Origin of the sequence: Methanocaldococcus sp., assembly GCF_024490875.1 — an archaeon.
Classification (GTDB): Archaea; AGJL01; Methanococci; order Methanococcales; family Methanocaldococcaceae; genus Methanocaldococcus.
In genome coordinates this window covers 1-21,630 of the sequence record NZ_JACCLX010000011.1, presented here as the reverse complement: position 1 = coordinate 21,630, position 21,630 = coordinate 1, and the positions used below count along the sequence as shown (strand labels likewise).

At 28.2% G+C, this 21,630-nt stretch carries 21 protein-coding genes and 2 pseudogenes; 10 read left to right on the top strand and 13 right to left on the bottom strand.

The window, feature by feature from the left end; all coding sequences use genetic code 11:
* Window positions 1–231 (top strand): annotated as a pseudogene (locus HZY31_RS02555) (Rossmann-like domain-containing protein); the annotation flags it as partial.
* A gap of 34 nt (window positions 232–265) precedes the next feature.
* Here the strand turns inward: HZY31_RS02555 and thsA are convergent.
* On the bottom strand, window positions 266–1,894 hold the full coding sequence (thsA, locus tag HZY31_RS02550; protein ID WP_297317905.1) for a thermosome subunit alpha: 1,629 nt from the start codon (window positions 1,892–1,894) through the stop codon (window positions 266–268).
* A gap of 404 nt (window positions 1,895–2,298) precedes the next feature.
* Between thsA and HZY31_RS02545 the strand changes: the two genes are divergently transcribed.
* A complete protein-coding gene (locus tag HZY31_RS02545) occupies window positions 2,299–3,378 on the top strand; it encodes a mechanosensitive ion channel family protein (RefSeq protein WP_297317904.1) in 1,080 nt (359 codons plus the stop codon).
* Window positions 3,379–3,401: 23 nt separating this feature from the next.
* Here HZY31_RS02545 and HZY31_RS02540 read toward each other — a convergent pair whose 3' ends face one another.
* Window positions 3,402–4,556, bottom strand: a complete 1,155-nt coding sequence (locus HZY31_RS02540; RefSeq protein ID WP_297317903.1) for a cation:proton antiporter — start codon at window positions 4,554–4,556, stop codon at window positions 3,402–3,404.
* Window positions 4,557–4,632: 76 nt separating this feature from the next.
* Here HZY31_RS02540 and dph5 point away from each other — a divergent pair, with 76 nt between their 5' ends.
* The gene (dph5, locus tag HZY31_RS02535) at window positions 4,633–5,406 is read left to right on the top strand and encodes a diphthine synthase (protein ID WP_297317902.1); all 774 of its coding nucleotides are present in this window, start codon (window positions 4,633–4,635) and stop codon (window positions 5,404–5,406) included.
* Between the two features lie 13 nt (window positions 5,407–5,419).
* Here dph5 and HZY31_RS02530 read toward each other — a convergent pair whose 3' ends face one another.
* The 3 genes from HZY31_RS02530 to hacB all read right to left on the bottom strand — a co-directional run bounded on the left by HZY31_RS02530 (window position 5,420) and on the right by hacB (window position 7,552).
* Window positions 5,420–6,472 (bottom strand): bis-aminopropyl spermidine synthase family protein, encoded by a 1,053-nt coding sequence (locus tag HZY31_RS02530; RefSeq protein WP_297317901.1) that lies wholly within the window; start codon window positions 6,470–6,472, stop codon window positions 5,420–5,422.
* 99 nt (window positions 6,473–6,571) lie between these two features.
* Window positions 6,572–7,060, bottom strand: coding sequence for a 6-carboxytetrahydropterin synthase (locus tag HZY31_RS02525; protein WP_297317900.1), 489 nt, complete (start codon window positions 7,058–7,060; stop codon window positions 6,572–6,574).
* A 3-nt stretch (window positions 7,061–7,063) separates the two neighbouring features.
* Window positions 7,064–7,552, bottom strand: a complete 489-nt coding sequence (hacB, locus tag HZY31_RS02520) for a homoaconitase small subunit (protein WP_297317899.1) — start codon at window positions 7,550–7,552, stop codon at window positions 7,064–7,066.
* A 169-nt stretch (window positions 7,553–7,721) separates the two neighbouring features.
* Between hacB and HZY31_RS02515 the strand changes: the two genes are divergently transcribed.
* The 4 genes from HZY31_RS02515 to HZY31_RS02500 are packed head-to-tail and all read left to right on the top strand — an operon-like array spanning window position 7,722 to window position 9,692.
* Complete coding sequence (locus HZY31_RS02515; RefSeq protein WP_297317898.1) at window positions 7,722–8,081, top strand: hypothetical protein; 360 nt, start codon at window positions 7,722–7,724, stop codon at window positions 8,079–8,081.
* A gap of 11 nt (window positions 8,082–8,092) precedes the next feature.
* Window positions 8,093–8,572, top strand: coding sequence for a DUF2085 domain-containing protein (locus tag HZY31_RS02510; protein WP_297317897.1), 480 nt, complete (start codon window positions 8,093–8,095; stop codon window positions 8,570–8,572).
* Between the two features lie 11 nt (window positions 8,573–8,583).
* A complete protein-coding gene (locus tag HZY31_RS02505; RefSeq protein WP_297317896.1) occupies window positions 8,584–8,988 on the top strand; it encodes a hypothetical protein in 405 nt (134 codons plus the stop codon).
* A gap of 20 nt (window positions 8,989–9,008) precedes the next feature.
* Entirely contained in the window at window positions 9,009–9,692 is a 684-nt protein-coding gene (locus HZY31_RS02500; RefSeq protein WP_297317895.1) for an SWIM zinc finger family protein, read from the top strand.
* Between the two features lies 1 nt (window position 9,693).
* On the opposite strand, the gene HZY31_RS02495 is transcribed toward HZY31_RS02500, so the two are convergent.
* A complete protein-coding gene (locus tag HZY31_RS02495) occupies window positions 9,694–10,809 on the bottom strand; it encodes an AAA family ATPase (RefSeq protein WP_297317894.1) in 1,116 nt (371 codons plus the stop codon).
* A 154-nt stretch (window positions 10,810–10,963) separates the two neighbouring features.
* Here HZY31_RS02495 and HZY31_RS02490 point away from each other — a divergent pair, with 154 nt between their 5' ends.
* From HZY31_RS02490 to HZY31_RS02480, 3 genes are read left to right on the top strand one after another with little or no spacing between them, the layout of a single operon-like run.
* Window positions 10,964–11,800, top strand: coding sequence for an SDH family Clp fold serine proteinase (locus HZY31_RS02490; protein ID WP_297317893.1), 837 nt, complete (start codon window positions 10,964–10,966; stop codon window positions 11,798–11,800).
* A complete protein-coding gene (locus HZY31_RS02485) occupies window positions 11,790–12,131 on the top strand; it encodes a DUF192 domain-containing protein (RefSeq protein WP_297317892.1) in 342 nt (113 codons plus the stop codon). The genes HZY31_RS02490 and HZY31_RS02485 overlap by 11 nt, the downstream gene beginning before the upstream one ends.
* Entirely contained in the window at window positions 12,128–13,174 is a 1,047-nt protein-coding gene (locus HZY31_RS02480; protein WP_297317891.1) for a M20 family metallopeptidase, read from the top strand. The genes HZY31_RS02485 and HZY31_RS02480 overlap by 4 nt, the downstream gene beginning before the upstream one ends.
* Here HZY31_RS02480 and npdG read toward each other — a convergent pair whose 3' ends face one another.
* The 7 genes and pseudogenes from npdG to HZY31_RS02445 all read right to left on the bottom strand — a co-directional run.
* A complete protein-coding gene (npdG, locus tag HZY31_RS02475) occupies window positions 13,175–13,846 on the bottom strand; it encodes an NADPH-dependent F420 reductase (protein WP_297317890.1) in 672 nt (223 codons plus the stop codon).
* A 4-nt stretch (window positions 13,847–13,850) separates the two neighbouring features.
* Window positions 13,851–14,792: a ribonuclease Z gene (gene rnz / locus HZY31_RS02470; RefSeq protein WP_297317906.1), complete on the bottom strand. Its 942-nt coding sequence runs from the start codon at window positions 14,790–14,792 to the stop codon at window positions 13,851–13,853.
* Between the two features lie 15 nt (window positions 14,793–14,807).
* Window positions 14,808–15,200: a helix-turn-helix domain-containing protein gene (locus tag HZY31_RS02465; protein WP_297317889.1), complete on the bottom strand. Its 393-nt coding sequence runs from the start codon at window positions 15,198–15,200 to the stop codon at window positions 14,808–14,810.
* Window positions 15,201–15,224: 24 nt separating this feature from the next.
* Window positions 15,225–16,322, bottom strand: coding sequence for a non-hydrolyzing UDP-N-acetylglucosamine 2-epimerase (gene wecB, locus HZY31_RS02460; RefSeq protein WP_297317888.1), 1,098 nt, complete (start codon window positions 16,320–16,322; stop codon window positions 15,225–15,227).
* Window positions 16,323–16,476: 154 nt separating this feature from the next.
* Window positions 16,477–19,926, bottom strand: a complete 3,450-nt coding sequence (locus HZY31_RS02455) for a CARDB domain-containing protein (protein WP_297317887.1) — start codon at window positions 19,924–19,926, stop codon at window positions 16,477–16,479.
* A gap of 71 nt (window positions 19,927–19,997) precedes the next feature.
* Window positions 19,998–21,359 carry an ABC transporter substrate-binding protein gene (locus HZY31_RS02450; RefSeq protein ID WP_297317886.1) on the bottom strand — a complete coding sequence of 454 codons (1,362 nt, stop codon included), beginning with the start codon at window positions 21,357–21,359 and terminating at the stop codon, window positions 19,998–20,000.
* A 128-nt stretch (window positions 21,360–21,487) separates the two neighbouring features.
* A pseudogene (locus HZY31_RS02445) lies at window positions 21,488–21,630 on the bottom strand (IS6 family transposase); the annotation flags it as partial.

Genomic DNA, 21,630 nt, shown 5'->3' with positions numbered 1-21,630 from the left:
TGTTGGAAAAATAAAATATGGAACTAAAATTATTCATGGAAAGTATAATGAAGATCTGATAAAAAATTCAGATGTTGTTTTAGTTACTGGTTCAACGATCTCTAATGGAACATTTGAAAATATTTGGGAGTTGGCTAAAAAATACAAAAAAGAATTATCTTTTATGGAACAACAATTGCTGGAATATCTAAAATATTGGGAATTGAGAGATTTTGTAAATTAGGAAAATAACTATTTAAACTAAAAAAGTTAGAAATTAGAAAATTTAGAATTCAGATTCTTCTTCTCCCATACCTCCTCCTTCACCTTTCTCTTCTTTAGTTTTCTCTGCGGCAATAACATCGTCAATTCTTAAGAGCATGACTGATGCCTCAGTTGCAGAGTCAATTGCTTGTGTTTTAACTTTTAATGGCTCAACAACTCCTCTTTCTAACATGTCAACAACTTCACCTTCAAAGACATCTAATCCGTAAACTTCTCCTCCTTCTTTCTCGTGAGCAGCTCTTAACTTAACGAGCATATCAATTGGATCTAATCCAGAGTTTTCAGCTAATGTTCTTGGAATTATTTCTAATGCGTCAGCAAACGCTTTAACTGCTAACTGCTCTCTTCCAGCAACAGTTTCAGCGAATTTTCTTAATCTCTTAGCTAATTCTATTTCAGTAGCACCTCCACCAGCAACAATCTTACCTTCTTCTAATGCACACTTAACTACTCCAATAGCGTCATCAATAGCTCTTGCTACTTCTTCAACAACGTGCTCTGTTGAACCTCTTGCTAAGATTGTTACAGCTTTTGGATGTTTGCACTGTTCAACAAAGATCATTGCATCTCCAGCAACTTTTCTCTCTTCAACTAATCCTGCTTCTCCTAAGTCTTCTGGTGTTAAGTCATCAATCTTTGTAACGATTCTTGCACCTGTTGCTTTAGCTAATTTCTCCATATCTGATTTCTTAACTCTTCTTACTGCTAAGATTCCCTTCTTAGCTAAGTAGTGCTGAGCTAAGTCATCAATTCCTTTTTGACAGAAGACTACATTAGCTCCTGTAGCCGCAATCTTCTCAACCATGTCTCTAATCATTTTCTCTTCTTGCTCGATGAATTCCATTAATTTAGCTGGGTCAGTTATTCTTATTTCTGCATCAGTTTCTGTTTCTTTAACTTCAATTGGGCAGTTTAACAATGCAATTTTTGCATTTTCAACTTTCTTTGGCATTTGAGGGTTAACTCTTTCTTTGTCAATAACAACCCCTCTAATTAACTTAGTTTCTTCAATTGGAGCTCCTTCTTTCTTCTCAACTTTAATTAAATCTTTATCAACTTTTCCAGTTTCTTCATCAACAACTGCTTTAACAGCTTCTACAACAATTTCAGCTAACTGTCCTCTTGCTTTTTCTGCTCCTTTACCTGTTATAGCAGTCATTGCTATTTTCTTTAACATTTCAGTATCTTCTGGTTTTACCTCTTTAGCTATTTTTTGTAATTCTTCGACTGCCTTATTTCTTGCCATTTCATATCCGTTTATTATAACTGATGGATGTATATTTTGATCTAACAATTCTTCAGCTTTTCTTAATAATTCCCCAGCAATAACTACTGCTGTTGTTGTTCCATCTCCAACTTCTTTTTCTTGAGTTTTAGCAACTTCTATTAACATCTTAGCAGCTGGGTGCTCAACACTCATTTCTTTTAATATTGTAACTCCATCGTTTGTAACAACAATGTCTCCTAATTCATCAACTAACATTTTGTCCATTCCTTTTGGTCCAAGTGTAGTTCTTACAGTTTCGGCAATTATTCTACCTGCTAATATGTTCATTCTTTGAGCATCTTTTCCAACATATCTCTTAACATTTTGTGGTAATACTACTATTGGAGTTCCTGCCATTGCCATATCTCTCACCTCACTATGTTACCTTATTCGGTATCTATATGTTTATGAAATTCTATATATATTTTTTGGTTTTGTGCATGATTATTCCACAGTTAAACAATATAAAATTCATAAATTTTTACATTTATATTATTTTTAAAAGTAATATCGAATCCCGGGAAAATCTTGATCTGAGTAATATTAAATCATAAGAATTTTAAAAAAATATTATAGTAATATTACAATTTTGAGATTTTTCATATTACTATAATATTTTTTTAAAATTCTTATGATTTAATATTATCAAGTCCCGAGTATAAATATTATATAAATATGAAAACTTGTAAAAATAGTATTAAAAATATTTAAAAATAAATTTCCCAAAGGCATTAATTAGTAAAAATATATAAAAGAAGGTTATAGACATGGTAATTCAGATAATAAATGATATAATAATACATAACTCTATTATAAACTATATATTATGCTTTTTATCAATATTTTTTTCATTAATTATTGGAAGGTATATTGAATCTTTAATTGAGAGAATTGCTGATAAACTTAGTAAGAAGAAAGTATTAGAATTAGATGAAATCGTTATAAGGGCTTTATCTTTACCAATAGCTATTGGTATTATTTTATCAGGATTATATTTAGGAATCTCTTTTCTCTATTTACCACCATCTATAAAGTTATATATTAATAAAGGAATTTTGGTTGCTTTTATATTATGTGTTGTAATTTTCTTTGATAAATTTATTTCTGAATTGGTTGAAAGATACTTAGCAGATACAATTTCTAAAAAAACAAAGATAGATGTTGATGAACAAGTTATAATATTAATAAAAAAATCTATCAGATTATTTATATGGTTTATTGGATTAATGCTTATTTTGAGTAATTTAGGATATGACATAAAAACACTCCTTGCCGGTTTAGGTATTGGTGGTTTAGCATTTGCATTAGCATCACAAAATTATGTCTCAAACTTAATTGCTGGATTGATAATATTAACTGATAAACCTTTTAAAATAGGACATTGGATTAATTTTAGTGGAGGATTAGGGATTGTTGAAGATATTGGAATAAGAAGCACAAAAATTAGATCAATAGATAATTCTATTATTGTAGTTCCAAACTCTAAGTTAATAGATGATATAATCCAAACTACACCATCAAAAAATAAATGGAAAGTTACAATGACTATTGGACTAACTTATAATACAACGGCGGATGAGATTATTAAAGCAAAGGAAATAATTAAAAGAATTCTATTGGATCATCCAAATGTTGAAAATGAACCAATAACAGTTTATTTTAAAGAGTATGGTGATTGGAGTTTAAATATACAGGTTGTTTATTATATTAGAAATAATAAATATACTGGTTATCAAACATATATAAATACAATTGATGAAGTAAATCTAAAAATTAAAAGAGAATTTGAAAAGGAAGGTTTAGAGTTTGCGTTCCCAACATATACAGTTCATTTAAAAAGTGAGTAATAAAATTAGGTTAATAATTAATTTTATTTTTTACATCTCTTTACAAATATATGTTTTGCTAATATTGGAGTTATTACAGAGGTTATTATAGATAGTGTTACAATTGTTACAAATATACTATTATTTATTAAACCAAGTTCTTTTCCAATTGATGCTGCAACTAATGAGGCCGAAATTTTTGGTATTGTCAATAAACTTCCAAAAATACCTTTTATTTTATCAAATTTTAGTAATTTTAAAGCAAATAAACCTGAAATAAATTTTAAAACTATTGCTGAAATTAATGTGATTAATAAGAGTTCTAAATTATTTAAATTAATAACTACTCCAATATTTGTTTCCATTCCTAAAATTAAAAAAAATATTGGAATAAAAAATCCATAACCAATTGCATTTAAGTTTTTATTTAATAATTCGTCGTGTTCTTCTTTAGTTAATGCTTCACTAACCGCAACTCCACATATAAATGCTCCAACAATTGGATGAATTCCAATAGATTCTCCAACTATTATTGCTATGAAAATAATAAATAGAACATAATGAATTCTTTGTGCATGAAGTTTTTCAAATAATTTAAGAATATACTTAGATACATAAGGAATTACCAATAATAATATAACAATGTATAAAAATGCCTCTAATAAGAACATTCCTATATTTTTATTTCCAACTCCTAACTTTATAACTACTGAAAGTAGCAATAAAGTTAATAAATCAACAACAATTGTAGCACTTAATATTATGGTACCCAATCTTGTTTTAACCATATTTAACTCATTTAAAATTCCATAAACAATAGCAACAGAGTGTGAGGCAAAAATTACTGCATACAATAAACTTCCAATAAATCCAAGGCCTGAATATTGTCCAACTAAATATCCTCCAATTCCTGGAATTATTAAAGAAGATAAACTTAAAATTAGCGAGTTTTTAAATTCTCCTCTTAAAGTTTCGTTATCTACTTCCAAACCTGCTAAAAACATTAACATAATTGCTCCAAGATCAGCAAGCACTTTTAAAGTTTCATCTAAATGTAAAATTCCTAATCCATAAGGACCTATAATCATTCCTGCAATCATTATAGATGTTATGGCAGGAATATTAAATCTCTTTAATAAGTTTGGAACAATAAAAATTATCGATAAAATTATAAAAAATATGTAGTAATAGTTGTCCATTACATCACCATTAAATATTATATAATTTTGCTCCTACTGTTTTTAATGTTTATTAATTTATTGTAGGTGATGTTATATGATAATCTTTGCTGGATTAGGATTATATGATGAAAATGATATGACTCTAAAAACTTTAAAATTTGCTAAAAAGGTAGATAAAATTTATGCAGAATTTTACACATCTGTTTTAACTGGCACAACTATAGAAAAAATAGAGGAAGTTTTAGGTAAAAAAATACATGTTTTAAGTAGAAAAGATGTTGAATATGAAGGCTATAAAATAATAGAGGAAGCAAAAGACAAAGATGTAATGTTTCTAACTGCTGGAGACCCTATGGTCGCAACAACCCATATAGATTTGGCAATTGAGGCAAAAAAGAGAGGAATTGAAGTTTTAATTATAAATGCTCCGTCAATTTATTCAGCAGTAGGAATCACTGGATTACAATTATATAAATTTGGCAAAACTACATCAATTGTCTTCCCAGAGGAAAATTATTTCCCAGAAACTCCATATAATGTAATAAAAGAAAACTTAGAGAGAGGATTACATACTCTTTGTTTATTGGATATAAGGATAGAAGAAAATGAAAAAAGATTTATGACTGCTAACGAAGGATTAAAAATTTTATTAGAATTGGAAAATAGAAAAAAAGAAAATGTATTGAGTGAAGAAACTAAGGTTGTAGTAGTTGCAAGATTGGGTAGTTTAAAACCAAAATTAGTTTACGGAAAAATAAAAGATTTAATTAATTATGATTTTGGAAAACCTTTACATTCAATAATAATTCCAGGAAAATTGCATTTTATGGAAGAAGAGGCATTAAAATACCTATGTGAAAATATTTAATCTTTTTTAATTTTTATGTTGTTGAACTTTCGGCATCATTATATAACTCATCTCCAATATCTACTTCCTCTTCAAAACCTCTACTATCTTTTAATGTTTCTATTCTAAACATATATGACTTATACCAAATATCTTTTGGTTTTTTCTTTATTGGAGCCAACTTCCACGCTCTTGTTTCCTCATCATAGCCCCAATTTACATAGTGATTGAAATTCCTAATTATATCAGTTATAACTACATTGAACTCATTTAATAATATTTTTTGAATTTCTCTCCACTTGTCTAAGGAACTCTCTCTTCTTGTAATTCCAAAGTATCCTGCTCTTCTTTCTCCTTTTAATGCTGAAATTCCTCTACCAATAAATGTTTTTATTGCATATACAGTTTCAGGAGGATCTGTAATAAATGTATCAAATGCTCTACTATACTTTTCTGGAAGTGGTTTTCTTAAATCTAAGGTTATAACTTCAATATTTTTATAGTTTAACTGTTCAGCAACTTCTTTTATGAAATTAATTAATCTCTCATCAATATCTACAACTACTATTTTTCTTGGAAGATTTGAAAGCATTAAGGCAATACTTGTTAAATCATCGTCTCCTAAAACTAAAACATCTTTATTGAATAAATCACCTCTCGAATTCATTAAAGCGATTCTTGAAACTGTACATTCTGGAGTGACGAAACCTTGATCATATTCGTGTTTTGGCAAAGGTCTATTTTTAACAATCTCTTTAAACTTTTCTAATAAATCTTTATAGTTCTTTAAAGAAACACCTCTCCCTTCGCAACATTCACATATATCGTCCATCTTTTTACTAATTCCATACTCTTTTACAAATTCATAACCTTTTTCTGTTAATTTTATACTATCTTCTATTTTTAATAATCCCTCCTCTTCTAAAACTCTTATAATGTCAGCTACTAATGGAAGAGGTTCTTCACTCAAATCAACAATTTTCCAAAAATCTTCTGATGTCAATATTGCTGATAAAACATTCTCAATAGATTTATCATATACTGGAATCTCTGATCTTTCTTTAACCTTCTCTAATATTCTATCCATTTATTTCACCTCTCATAACCATAGAGGGGCAAAGCCCCATGGAAATTAAAAATATACAAGCTTATGGGAGAGTATCCCAATAGAGGGGTGAATCCCCCTCTATGGTTTTAAATACATTCTATAACATGCACCCTGTCCTATTCCTTCGTTGATAGAGACTTCTATCCAATTTATATTAGAAAAACCGAGATCTTTTAATTTTTTTGAAATTTCATTAGCAAAATATATTGCTAAATCCTCAGCAGTGGTGGAAGGAATAGGTAATAAAATCACATCTTCCACAGGAATAGAGTATTCTTTGTTCTTATATTTAAAATATAGGGTTGTGTCTCTCAACTCATAATAAACATCTTTATGATTTTTTGGAAGTATTAATTTATGATCTATACTATCACAAATCTCTTTTACAATCTTTTTAATTATTTTAAAGTCACAGACAAAGTTGAATTCTCCAGATCTTTCTCCATTAATTTTTACATCAACATAGTATGAATGCCCATGAATAACCCCACAAGTTGGATGTCCAAATACAATATGGGCAGATGAAAACCTTAAACCTGCGTGTAATCCATTTAGTTCTAAAAGCATAGTTTAGCACCTTTTTTTCTTTTTAAAATAATTAACTAACCCTCCTGCGTTCAGAATTTCCCATTCTAAACCTTTTGGAACCTTACACTTTATAGTTTTGTTTTTATTAACGATTTTTATAACTTCTTTATCTAAGTCAATTTCTATTATATCTCTATCTTCAATTTCATCAGTGTTTGCAATTATAGGAATTAGACCAATATTTATGGCGTTTCTGTAAAAAATTCTTGCGAAACTCTTTGCTATAACTGCCTTAATTCCACAGTATTTTATTGCTATTACAGCTTGTTCCCTACTTGAACCACATCCAAAGTTTTCTCCTCCAACAATTATATCTCCTTCTTTAACCTTTTTAGAGAAATTTTCATCAATCCCTGCCATACAGTATTTTGCCAATTCATAAGGGTCAGTAGTTCTCAAATATGGACCAGGAATAATAGCATCAGTATCAACATCATCACCAAATTTATGAACTCTACCCTTGATTATCATTTTATCACCAACTTACTATTAAAGTCCTTAAAAATAAATCTTAATTTTGTATAAAAAGTTTGTTACTTGTATTTTAAAAAGAATAGAAAAGTAAATTTATTAAATAGAAAATTATTTAAATATCTCCAACTATACATTAATAAGGTAGTAGAATTTTATAGGTGAAGTTATGGTAACCTTTGATAAAGAAAAAATGTTGAATCCCTCTATTATTGGTGGTATTGTTAATGGTGTTTTAGGATTTATTTGTTGTTTGAGTTATATTGTTGGAGGATCTGTTGCTGCTCATTTTTATGTAAATGCAGGAGGTAATTTAGATTACGAAAATTGTGGTCTTGTGGGTGCTATTAGTGGAGTTATAGGGGGTATTATTGCAATACTCTTACGTATTTTAATAATAGGATTTAGACCTTATACATTTTTAGCAGGAACTTACTCAATAATTATAGGATTAATTTTTAGTATTATATTTGGAGCAATTTTTGGGGCTATTGGAGGTATCTTATATGTAATTATAAAAAATAAATAATTAATGATAAAATGAAAAGAAACTTAATAATTTATATATTAATAGCAATATCTTTTATAATCTTTTATATAGGAATTTTTTTAGCGCCATATACTGCATACTTAGGAGAGCATTCAGACATTTTTCGATTAATTTCAATTTATATCTATACAATATACTCACCAATATGCCACCAACTTCCACAGAGAAGTTTTTTTATTTTTGGAGATAAGATGGCTGTATGTGCCAGATGTTTTGGAATATACACTGGAATATTGTTAGGAATTTTTATATATCCTTTTATAAAAAATTTAAATGATTTTAAAGTTCCAAATAAGATATATTTAATAATTGCATTAACTCCTATGGCAATAGATGGAACTACACAATTAATTGGATTGAGAGAAAGTTTTAACGAATTGAGGTTTATAACTGGATTTATTGCTGGTTTTGTAGTAATTTTTTATATTTTACCAATATTTTTAAAAATACTATCAAAATATTTAGAGTAAGGTGAGAGATAATGATGCTTATGGCTCTTGGTATTGGTATGTTATTTTTCATTTTGTTAATGCTTATTTTATCTATTGTGATTGAAGGTATTTTCTTATATTTAGGATGTAAGATAGTAAATATAAAAAACGCTACACTATTAAAATCTATAATAGCGGTTATTGCAGGGAAAATTTTATCATTTATTGCATTTTTATTTATTGAAATTGTGTTTTTAGGGCATTCTATTGGAATTGTTATTGGAATAATAGTGGGAATCTTTGTCTATATATATGTAATAAAGTCAATATTTGATACTTCATGGGGTAAGGCATTTTTAGCATGGATAATAGCAGTAGTTGTTGAGATTGTTATAATCTATATTATATCACTTATCTTTGCAGTTAGTATATATTCATTTACATATGGATTTTAATATTTTATTCTTGTGATACTATGCATTATGATATTAAAATTATTGAAAGAGGTAGAGAATATTATAGAAATGGATTAGTTAAGTATTGTATAAAATTTGGAGATTTTTTATATGGAGAAGTTGTTGGTGGCGATATTTATAAAGTTAAGGTTGATTTAAAGGATTATTTTGGATATTGCTCCTGCCCATATAAATACAACTGCAAACATGCATATGCCCTAATTGAAGCATATAAAAACAATAACTACATAGATGCAGAAGAAATTTTTAAAAATTTTGAGAATAAAAGTAAAGAAGATCTTTTAAAAATTATAAAAAATTTAATTATAAAAAATTATCTTTGGGAAGAATTCCTAAATAAAGACAGTTTATTTAACAAAGGTATTGGATTACTTAAACTAATCCCCTTAGATAGAAAAAACATTTATATATTTAAATCATTTTTAAGAAATCAGTTTGTTAAAAAAGCAAAAGATGAGGAATTACTAAAAATAATTTATGAGATGATAAATGCAGATTTAGACTTTAACGATTCTGATGTAGTTGAATCTTTAAATATAATATTAGATGAAATCTTTAAAAGAAATAACAAAGATGTCATAAAAAAGATTATAAATCTATATAGAAAACATAAAAAAGAACTTTGGATTATTGAAGATTATTTAATCACACACTACGACAACTATTTCGAAGAATTTGATTAAGTTAGAGGTATAAATGTTGTGGAGCTTCTCTTCTATTACTTAAAATCTTCTTTAAAGCCCAATTTAAATCTTCCCTACTAACATAATCCCTATCTTCCAATATAGCCTTGTGCAAAGCAGGTTTTAAGAACTTCTCCTTAATATCTCTTCCACTAAATCCTTTAGTTTTTTCAACATATTCTTTTAAGTTTGCTTTAATTGGTAAAGGCATTTTTTTAGCATATAACTCCATAATTTTTAATCTTTCCTCATCGTTAGGTAGTTTAAATTCAATTTCTTCTTCAAATCTACTTCTAATCGCTGGATCTAACATTGCTGGATTGTTTGTTGCGCCAATAGTAACAACTCCTTCATTTTCTTTAATTCCGTCTAATTCTGTTAATAGTGCATTAACAACTTCTGAAACATCTCCCCTTAAAGATTGATACTCTCTACTCAAACCTATGGCATCTAATTCGTCGATAAATACAATACATGGAGCATTTTCTGATGCTTTTTGATAGAGTTCTCTAATCATTTTTGAAGAGTCCCCTACATGCTCACCAATCAATTCTGGAGCCTTAATTAGTAAAAATGAAGAGTTTGTTTCTGTTACCAATGCTCTCGCCATAAGGGTCTTACCAGTTCCTGGTGGTCCATAGAATAATATATTCTTTGGAGCCCACTCACCAAAGAGTTTTGGATTTTCTAAATATTTCATAATAATTTTACATTTCTTTTTTGCATCTTCTTGTCCAATAATCTCGCTAAATCTCGCTTTTTTAAACTGAGTCCTAATAACTTTTTTAGGTGTTTGTAATTTAAAAACTGTCTCGCTTGTAATCATACCTCCTTCTTTTGGATAAGTTGAGATAACCTTAAAGGCATAATCCGGAAGAATTGAATTATCAAATAGATAATCACCTTCTTTAACAATCTCACCAATCCACTGGTCTCTCGCATAAATATTGAAGAGTTTTGGATCATCAGCAGTAATCTTAACATTCTCGCTACCAACTCTAATTGGAAATCCAGCGGGTTCTAATATTACATACTTTAATGAAGGTAAAGTATCATCGTAAGTTTTAATCTTTGAAAAGGTCTTTATTTTTATTGGGTTAAGTCCTATTTTGCTCATAGGGTCTCACCAATTGAATAATTATAATTATATTATACTTAACAACTTAGGTTTATAAAATAATTTTGTTACAATTATATAAAGTTAGGAAGTATATTTATACATAATTGATATATTAAAAATTTACTTTAACTAAAAATATTAGGGGGATGAAATGACATCTATGGATTTATTTTTCTTCCTTTTCTTTTTTCTACTTTTTATTTATCCAGAGATGATGATGAAGTATAGAATAATGAGAAGATTAAGATGTATAAGGGAGATAGAAAAAGAGAGGAAGAGTAGAGTTATTGCTATGATACATAGGCAGGAGGCTTTAACATTTTTGGGAATACCAATATATAAATTTATAACAATAGAAGACAGTGAAGAAATTTTAAGGGCTATAAGATTAACTCCAGAAGATATGCCAATAGATTTAATTATTCATACACCAGGTGGCTTAGCGTTGGCAAGTGAGCAAATAGCTTTGGCTTTAAAAGAGCATAAGGCAAAGACAACTGTAATAATTCCACACTATGCAATGAGTGGAGGTAGTTTAATTGCATTGGCGGCTGATGAAATAATTATGGATAAAAACGCAGTTATGGGTCCTGTAGATCCACAAATTGGACAGTATCCTGCGGCATCTATATTAGAAACATATTATAGAAAAGGAGATAAAGTAAATGATGAAACACTTATATTAGTTGATATATCAAAAAAAGCTATAAAACAAATGGAAGAATTTGTTTATGAATTATTAAAAGATAAATATGGTGAAGAAAAAGCAAAATATATTGCTAAGGAACTTACTTCAGGAAAATGGACTCACGATTATCCCCTAACAGTTAATAAATTAAAAAAGTTAGGGATTGAAGTTAATACAAATGTTCCAAAAAAAGTTTATGAGTTGTTAGAATTATATCCTCAGCCAATGGGAGCAAAGCCATCAGTTTATTATATTCCAGTTCCATATAATAAAAAAGAGCGGGAAAAAAATGAAAAATAAAATTAAAAAAGTTAGGATAGGTAATTTAGAGTTTGATGTTGTATTAGCAGATAATTTTATTAAGAGGGCTTTTGGCTTAATGTTTAGAGATATTGGAGATAGGGCAATGCTTTTTCTATATAGAAGAAGAAAAATATCTATTCATACATTTTTTATGTTTTATCCCATTGATGTTGTTTTCATAGATAAAGATAGAGTTGTGGAAACAGTTAGATTAAAACCTTGGAAAACATACAGTTGTAAAAATTATTCAACATCAATGCTTGAATTTAAATGTAAGAATATTGATTTAAATAAACTTATTGGAACTAAGGTAGAATTTATGAGATGATATTTATGGACTATCTACCAATCCTTGAAGATTTAATAAAAATAAAAACTGACAACAAAATTGGAGTTAGAAAAGCATTTAAATATTTATCAAATTTTTTTAATAACTTAGGGATAGATAATAAAGTTGTTGAAGGATGCTTTGTAGCATATAAAGATAATATAGAAAACTTTGATGTAATATTAAATTCACATATAGACACTGTAAAAGTTCAATTAGATTTTAAAAAAGATGATAAATATTTTTATGGAACTGGGGTTATAGATGCCAAGGCAAATGTTATTTTAATGATTCACGCTTTTTTAAATAGCGATAAATCATTATTAGTTATCTCCCCCGACGAAGAAACAGAATCTAATGGAATTTATAATTTTTGTCAATATTTAAAAAGAAAAATTAAAAATAAAAAAATTAGAGGAATTGTTAGTGAGCCAACAGACTTAAAAGTTTGTATCGGACACAAAGGGAGGTTTGAGTATGTTGTTGAAAGTTTTGGTAAATCTATGCATGCATCATCAGTTAATAATTGTATAAATCCCATAGAAATTTTAAGTAAGGTTATCTTGGACTTAAAAAATATTCCTTTAAAAAAAATTAAAGTTGATAAAATATACAGTTCCTCAATAACTCCTACTATGATAAAGGGAGGAATTCAGAGTAATATAGTTCCTGACTACGCCTATGTTTTATTTGATGTTAGAAGTGTGGAAGAAGATATAATAAATAAAATTTCCAATTTTTTAGATAACAAAGAATACTCAAAGTATATAAAAAATAGATTAAATTTAGGGAGACATTATGCAGATTTTTACATGCTAAAAAATAAAGAACTAATAGATAAATTATCCAAATATTATGAAATATCCTTTTTTAATGCGACTTGTGAAGCATACTATATAAACAAATTTTTAAATGCAGATGTTGTGATTTATGGAGTTGGTAAATTAGAGTATGCTCATTCTAAAAATGAGTTTTTAAATTTAAATGATTTTGATAAAGGAATAAAAAATATAGAAAAACTTGTAGAATTAATTAAAGAATAATTAAATCTCCAAATTAGTAATCCTAATTCCAGTGCCTTTTGCCTTGTATTTTATATTTAATCCAATTAATAATGGAGTTATTGACTCAATTATCCTTGATTTTTTTAAATTTCCACAATCTATTGCTCTAACACCATCAATTTGGTTTGCTAAATTAATAACTACTTTTTTTGCTTCTTCATCATTTCCACAAACTAAAATATCACAATCTACTGGATTATCTAAATCTTCTAAAACTGCATGACAAACATTTTGGAATGCACTAACTACTTTACTTTCTTTTAATACATTTTGTATCATTTCAGCCACAGAACCGTCTGGTGGAAACAATAATCTTGTTGGTTTATCACCAATAACTGTTGCCAAAGGAACGCCAATAGAAACAACAATTTTCCCTTTAAGTTCTTCTTTTAATTGTTTTATTGTAGATAATGTATATTCATAAGGTATTGATAAAATAACAACATCCCCCTCTTTTGCAGCATCTTTATTTTCTAATCCAACGATATCTGCCTCAATTCCTCTCTGCTTTAATATCTCTTTAGCTCTTTTAGCTGCTTCTTCTGCTTTTTCTTTTTTCCTTGAACCAATTATTATCTTATTGTTTTTAGCTAACCTTAAAGCTAAACCAAATCCTTGGTCTCCAGTTCCTCCCAATATTGATATTTTCATTTTTTCACCTTAATAAATCTTTTACATCATAACTATCTAAATCATTGCTGATAATAATTTCAAAGTTCTCATTATACTGTTTAACATTTTTTTTATATTGGTTAAAGTATTCTTCCTTATCATACCTTGCTGAAATGTGAGTCAATATTAACGCCTTAACATTTGCCAATTTGGCAATATTTACAGCATCTCCAATTGTTGAATGCATGTTCTCTTTGGCTATTTCTTTTTCAGAATCATCAAATGTTGCTTCGTGAATTAATACATCACATTCTAATTCATTTAAATATTTTCCAAAATCTTCTAATGGGAGTGTATCTCCACTATAAGCTAAGCAAAAACCTTTTTTTGGAGGAAGTAAAACTTCTTCTGGTTTTATAATTTCTCCATATATGTTTTTAACTGGCTCTCCATTTTTCAGTTTTTTTAAGTCAGGCCCTATTTTTATTTTAAGTTTTTTAACTTTTTCCAGATCTAATCGAGGTTTTTTAATCTCTCTAAATATATATGCATAAGAAGGGACACTATGCTTAGTAGGATAGGCAATTATCTCATAATCTTCACATTGGAGAATTTTTAATGGCTCTTTTGCTGAAATCTCATATACTTTTATTGGATATTCAATAATATGATAACCCAACTTTAAAGAACTCTCAATAACTTCTCTTAAACCTACTGGTCCATAAATATTGATTTCCTTATCTCTTCCAAAAAAACCTAAACTCTGTAATAGCCCGGGAAGTCCTAATATGTGATCTCCATGTAAATGAGTTATAAATATATGACTAATCTTCATTGGAGAAACTTCGGTAAATAGCATCTGTCTCTGTATATTTTCTCCACAATCAAACAAAAACACTTCACTTTTAAACTTAAATGCTATGCCAATGTGATTTCTATTTTTAGATGGAACTGCCGCTCCAGTTCCTAAGAATATTATCTTCATATTATCTACCAAAATTTATTGCTCTTTGAAATACTCCTCAATAACATCTTCAAATTTTAATTCATCAATCCATTTTTCCATATTGTTACACCACTCTTTTATCGTCTTCTTTATGATTTTTTTAGCATCTTCAAAAGGAATTGCTTCATAAATAAAATAATAGCCTCCTTCTTTTATATTCACCTGCTTTCTTTTTACTAAACCTGCATTCATTAGATTTTGAACAGATCTTTGAACAGTACTCCTATTTCTATTAATTCTTTCAGCAATTTCATTTATCTTTGAGGGTCCGTTTTTTAAAATATCAAAATATACCTTAACATCAGAGATCTTTATTCCAAATACACAAGCCATTAAATTATCAAAGGTCCAAGTTGTGCATGGAGTTTTTAATAATAATTTACCCATAATACCACCTTAATGATTGTATTATTAATTTATTTTATTGATTAGAATCTTTACAATTTTTTCACCACTTTTTCCATCTCCAAATGGATTTATCCAATTTCTATTTTTATTAAGCATAAGATTAACTGCATTAATTAATTTTTCTTTATCATCTCCTACTAAAATATTTGCTCCAACACTTAAAGTTTCAGGTCTTTCAGTGTTGTTTCTTAAAGTTATACAAGGAGTTTTTAAAATACATGCCTCTTCTTGGACTCCACCACTATCTGTTAAAATTAATTTAGCGTTTTTTTCTAACATTAAAAATTCTAAATATCCTATGGGCTCAATAATATTTATTTTTCTATTATTCTTTAATTTGTTTAGTAAATTAAATTCAACTAATCTTTTTTTAGTTCTTGGATGAATTGGAAAAATAATACTTTCATCATAAATCTTTGTTAAGTCTAAGATACCTTTTATAATATTTATTAATCTTTTTTTATTATCAACATTTTCTGACCTATGTAATGTTAGTAAAAAATAATCATTATTTTTAAAAGAGTTAAAAAACTTTAAAACATTTTCATTTTTTTCAGCAATCTTTAAATTTTGTAATGTGGCATCTACAATAGTATTGCCAACAACAAAAATTTTATCTTCTTCAATACCTTCCTTTAATAAATTATTTTTAGCAAGTTCAGTTGGAGCAAATAGATAATCACTAATATGATCTGTTAATACTCTATTTATTTCTTCTGGCATATTTCTGTCAAAACTTCTTAATCCTGCCTCAACATGAGCAATTTTTATATTTAATTTTGAAGCGGCTAATGCTCCAGATAAAACTGTATTTGTATCCCCTTGAACTATAACAACATTAGGTTTTTCCTTTAAAAGAACTCTCTCAACTTTAATTAACATTTTCCCCGTCTGCTCTCCGTGAGTTCCAGAACCTATGCCCAAATTATATTTTGGTTTTGGTAAATTTAACTGTTCAAAAAATATTTTATCCATATTTTCAGAATAATGCTGGTTAGTATGTATTATACTCCAATCTATGTTAGTTTTATCTAAAACTCTAATTATTGGTGAGAGCTTTATAATCTCTGGCCTTGTCCCTAACACTATCGTAAATTTCATAGTATCAACTCTAATACTTAATAACTAAAAATTTGAATATTATAATTCAAATGTTAAATAAAAAATAAGAAAAATAAAATATATAAGGTTTTTTAAAATTAGTAAAATTAAAATTTGATGTAAAGATGAAAAAAAATAGGATAATAAAGAAAATTTAAGGTTTTTCAATTCTTATGGCTGTATTATTAACCCATTCAACGAATATTGGTTCATCTGGAATATCATCTAATTGTTTGAAGTATTCTACTGCTGCCTTTGTACCCCATCTATCAGAACCTGCTAAGAGAATAACTAAATGTCCATTTATTATTTGTTTTTCTATAACTCCTTTGTGTTTTCCTGGATAGTCATTAGTTACTTTGACTGGGAATAGCCACATATACTTCTTAGCTTCTGGATTCGCTATTGGCCCACCTATTATTATCATATCTCTATTTATTTCTATTGGTTTCTTTGTCAGGTTTATTTCATTTATAGCCTTGAGATATCTTGCTGATAAATTCAAATCAATCTCTGATCCTACTACTACTAATGAATTATGTACTATTTCTCTAATCTTTAACGATTTTATGTCTCTCGCTACATCTGGATATGGAATATTTGTTCCACCTGTTAAGATATATCCTCCTCCACTACTGTAGGTTGTTGTAGTTGTTACTGGTAGTGTTGCAGAAAGTTCTATATAAATTTCAGGATCTTTAAGTAAGGTTATTTCTAATATACCATCATTGAGTATTCTATACCATCCTATTTTACTGTTTATGTCATTTTCTTTTAGTGTTATGTTTTCAGTTCCATTATTTACAATGATATTTTCTACATTTAACTTACCAATAGGCATTCTTATGATTATGAATCCTTTGGATGTATTTTCTACTTTTAATTTTATAGTTGATATTAATTTATTGCCAATTTTCTTTGGCTCTTCTTTTGTTATATTTGTTATATTATATCCTACATATAATACTGGTTTAACATCTTTAACAATCATATCTAATGTTTCGTTAAATTTATTTTCATTATCTATATACTTAGTAATCTCATACAAGGTTTCAGCTTCATAATAAACTGATGTTATTGTTGATAATATATTGTCTGTAATATTTACTGAAATATTGTCACTAACTTTTGGTATTATTATTTCATCAGTTTTATTATCAATATTAATAGGCAAGATTGTTATATTAATGTTACCTGCAGACTCTAATTTAATATTATCAATATTTATTTTATCAAGCACATCTGCTTCAATTAGCAATCCTTTAAGAGCTTCTTTTAATTCCTTATTTAATATAGTATTATTAACAAATACCATTCTAAATCTATATCCGTCTTTGTCTGATAATATTATATTCTTTAAAATTGCTGAGTAATTGTCATTTTCATTAACTATTTTAAATGTTATATTTGCTATTTTAAAGGTTCCTGATGCTGTGAAATTGAATCCCATAAACATTAACTCATTATTGTTTATAGTATAGTTCGTACAGGACTCTGGTCCAAGTAGTTGTATATTTTCAATTTTTAAGTTTTTAAGAATTAAGATACCTTCATAACCTCCACAAGGTCTTTTGTTTTCAATACCTTTAACTTCTATTGTAGCATTAAATGTTCCATTTACTACTGGGGTTGTATTATATACTGAAACCCATACTGGAATTTCAATAACTTTTACTTCTTTAACAACTTTGTTATCACTTTCGTTTTCTTCTTTAATTACATTGTTTGGATGTACTACTGCAACTATTGTATATGTATGTATATCATTTGGAGTCCAATTGAAGGTTACTGTTTTAACCTGGCTAATATTTAGCCCATTAACAGTTACTTCTCCAATTTCTTCGGTATCTGCATACAATGCAACATTAAATGATTTATTTACATCTTGGTGTCCATTGTTTGTTATTGTAACATTTATTGTTGTTGGTACTCTATATATTGAAGGATTTGGAACACTCAGATTAACTATTTTAAGGTTTGGCCCTTGTACAATGATACTTAAATTGTTAGTAAATACCTTATGGAATTTATATCCATTTATATCAGAGACTACTACATCAGATAATCCAATATTTGTACTACCTACATCTATTGCTTTAAATTTAGCAGTAGCTATGACAATTGAATGGTTAATATTTCCATCCATTAACTTAAATAATACTTTTCCGTTTTCATATGTTACATTTTCTAAGAATGTTCCATTTACTTCAGAAGGTTTTATCATGAATGTGAAATTTATACACTCTACTACATTTGGATTATATGTTAAAACTCCTTGTATAGCCTTTGCAGGTCTTTCAGGAGTTATATTGTTTAGTGTAATATTTACTTCGAAGGTATATTCTGTTTTTGTTAAGTTTGTTGAAGATTCTAAATTTACACTAATTGGTAACTCAACAGCATATAAATTACAAACATATTTGTTATTATATTCGTTAACCTCTTTTACATTGTTGTTTGTATCAACTACAGCGACAAGTGTATAGTTTTTCTCTTCGGTAGGCATGAATGTAAAGTTTACTTCCTTAGTTTGATTCACATCTAATCCATTAACTATACATGAACCTACCTCAAATGTATCTGCATACAAGGTAACTGTGAAATTGTTTGTTACATTTCTCTCTCCTATATTCTTTATTACTACTGGAATAGTGTTGTTTTCATAAGCCTTTAAGGACACTGGAATAATTTTACAAACTAAATCTGGTCCAGGAATCACTATTTCAGTAGCGTTGGAAGTAATACCACTTACAAAACTACCATTTGTATCTTCCATATAGACATTATCTAATTTTACTGTTGTATTACCAACATTTATTACATTGTAAGTAATATCTATTGTGAAATTGTTAGATTGATTTATGTTATCTATTTCAAAGAAACCACTTGAACTGTTGAAGTAAACTGTTCCTACGTCTGATTTAACACTTATTGGTTTTAAGAAGTTTTTATCATATGATAAATATCCTTTAATTAACTTTACAGTTTCATTTTCTTTAGGAGATACAATTACTGGAATTGTTACATTGTCTCCAAGTTCTGCTTTTATAACTTTAGGAACTATTAAATCAGCAATAGGTTTTTCAATAATTTTAATATAAGCATTCTTTAAAGTTACATTTACTCCTATTTTACTGTAACTATATCCATCTGAAGTGGATACTACAGTATTTTGTAAAGAAACTGTTGCATTATCTGATACATTTACTGATTTAAACTTTAAAGTAGCGATTGTAAAGTTTCCAGATGGATAGTTACTCAACCATACTAATTTTATTGATATTGATCCATTTTCGACACTTACATTTTTTAAAGATGCAGTATTGGCTATATTACTTAAAATCACATCATTTTGACTTATATTTAGTACAGATGGGTTATAATAAATTACTGTCTCAAAACCTCCACAGTATCCAGAGTAATTTTCATAACCATTAGATATTGTTCCATTTGGGATATTTTCTACTTTCAATGTTAAATTAAAACTCTCTCCTAATGTAACTGTCAAATTTGATGGAACTAACTCTACAATTATATTTTCTCCATAAACTCCTGCTATAAAACTCAAAATTAAGATTGGTAATAATACCATCTTCCAGTTCATCGATACTCACCTTTTAAAAATTTATTAAAAGTTGAAAATAGGAGAGGAGAATATAGCGTGAGGATATTATTTTATCCTGCTGTATATGGTACTGCTGTATTATTATCTGGATAGTATCTTAAGAAGTAGTGAGTAGTTCTTCCTTTGAATAGCTCTGGATGGATGATTGTTGCTAAATCTTCTAATACTTGATCAGTATTCATTAATCCAAGTTGCCAGTAGTCGTCACTTATACAGAACAATCTTCCATCTCTAACTGCTTTGAAGTATTCATATCCAGGATCATCTTCTTTGAATGTTGTTAACCATGTAGTACTTGAAGGTACTACCCAAATATCTGCATTTTTTGCTCTCTCTGCGAAAGTTTCATAATCTATACATGCACTACCTGTTCCTGGAAGATCCTTGAATATATAATCTCCTCCACAGAACTCTATACCCTTAGCAACATATGACTGAGCTCTTGGAACATAAGTTCCTCCCCATTTTGGATAATTCTTACCCCAAGCCACTAATGGTCTTGTAGTACTTTTACTTACAATTCTTCTAACATTTAATGCATTCTTTTCAATTCTTGTGAAGTACTCTTTTGCTACATTTTCTTTATTATAGAATGCTGCAAACATTTTTACCCATTCACATCTTGCAAGATAGGAATCTTCTAAGTATTCAGCATCTGCAACATATGTTAAGTTTAACTCCTTACATTTTGCAATGATTGCATCTCCACTGTATCCTGGATAGACAAATATGACTTGTGGTGAAAGGTTAAGGATTAAGTCCCAATTAGGATTGTATGTTGAACCTACATCAATTATTGAACCATTTTCTAAACCTTCTTTGATATTATCAAAGTACCACTTATACATATGACCCCACATTATTCCCTTCACTGAGGCAATAACTGAACCATCATCGTTTAATGGTTCCATTAAGGCAATGTGTGTGGAACTCATTACTACAACTCTTTTTAATGGAACATTAATTACTTTATCGTATTTTCCTTCAGCCCATGCTGGAATTGGCTCACTTTCATTTTTTAGTAAGAATCTTTGTCCTGTGGCATCTACTAATATTTTGTATGCATATGGTTCTCCATTGTATGGATTGACGATATTTCCATTTTTATCATAGTAGGTTATTTTTAATAATTTGGCATAGTGAATTGGTGCACTTAACTGCTGTAAATGAACAAATAGATATACAACATCTGCAATATCTACGCTATCATCTGCGTTTAAGTCCCCATCATATACTGGAACATCATTTAAATGCTTAAACATGTATACAACGTCTGCGATATTTACTGAACCATCCTTGTTAATGTCTCCTAATCTATATTTATAGTCATCAACACTTTCTCCATACGCAGGGACTAATATTAAGAAAACGGTGAGTAATATATAGCCAATAATATTAATATTTTTCGACATCATATCACCATTTAATATTTATATAAGTTATTAATTAAGGATATTATGAAATTATATAAAAAATTCTTTAATTTGTATGTTATCAATGATGGATTATATATATTTTACGGTATTATTGCATGAGATTGTCAAGATAAGGATAAGAGGTAGTTATAGATGGAGGCGAAAGAATTAAGCCAGGAGATAATGGTAATAAATTTGAAATTATTAGGGAATCTATTATAGAAGGACTTAGTTTTTCGTTTAAGGAGGGAGAAGAAGCTTTCTACAC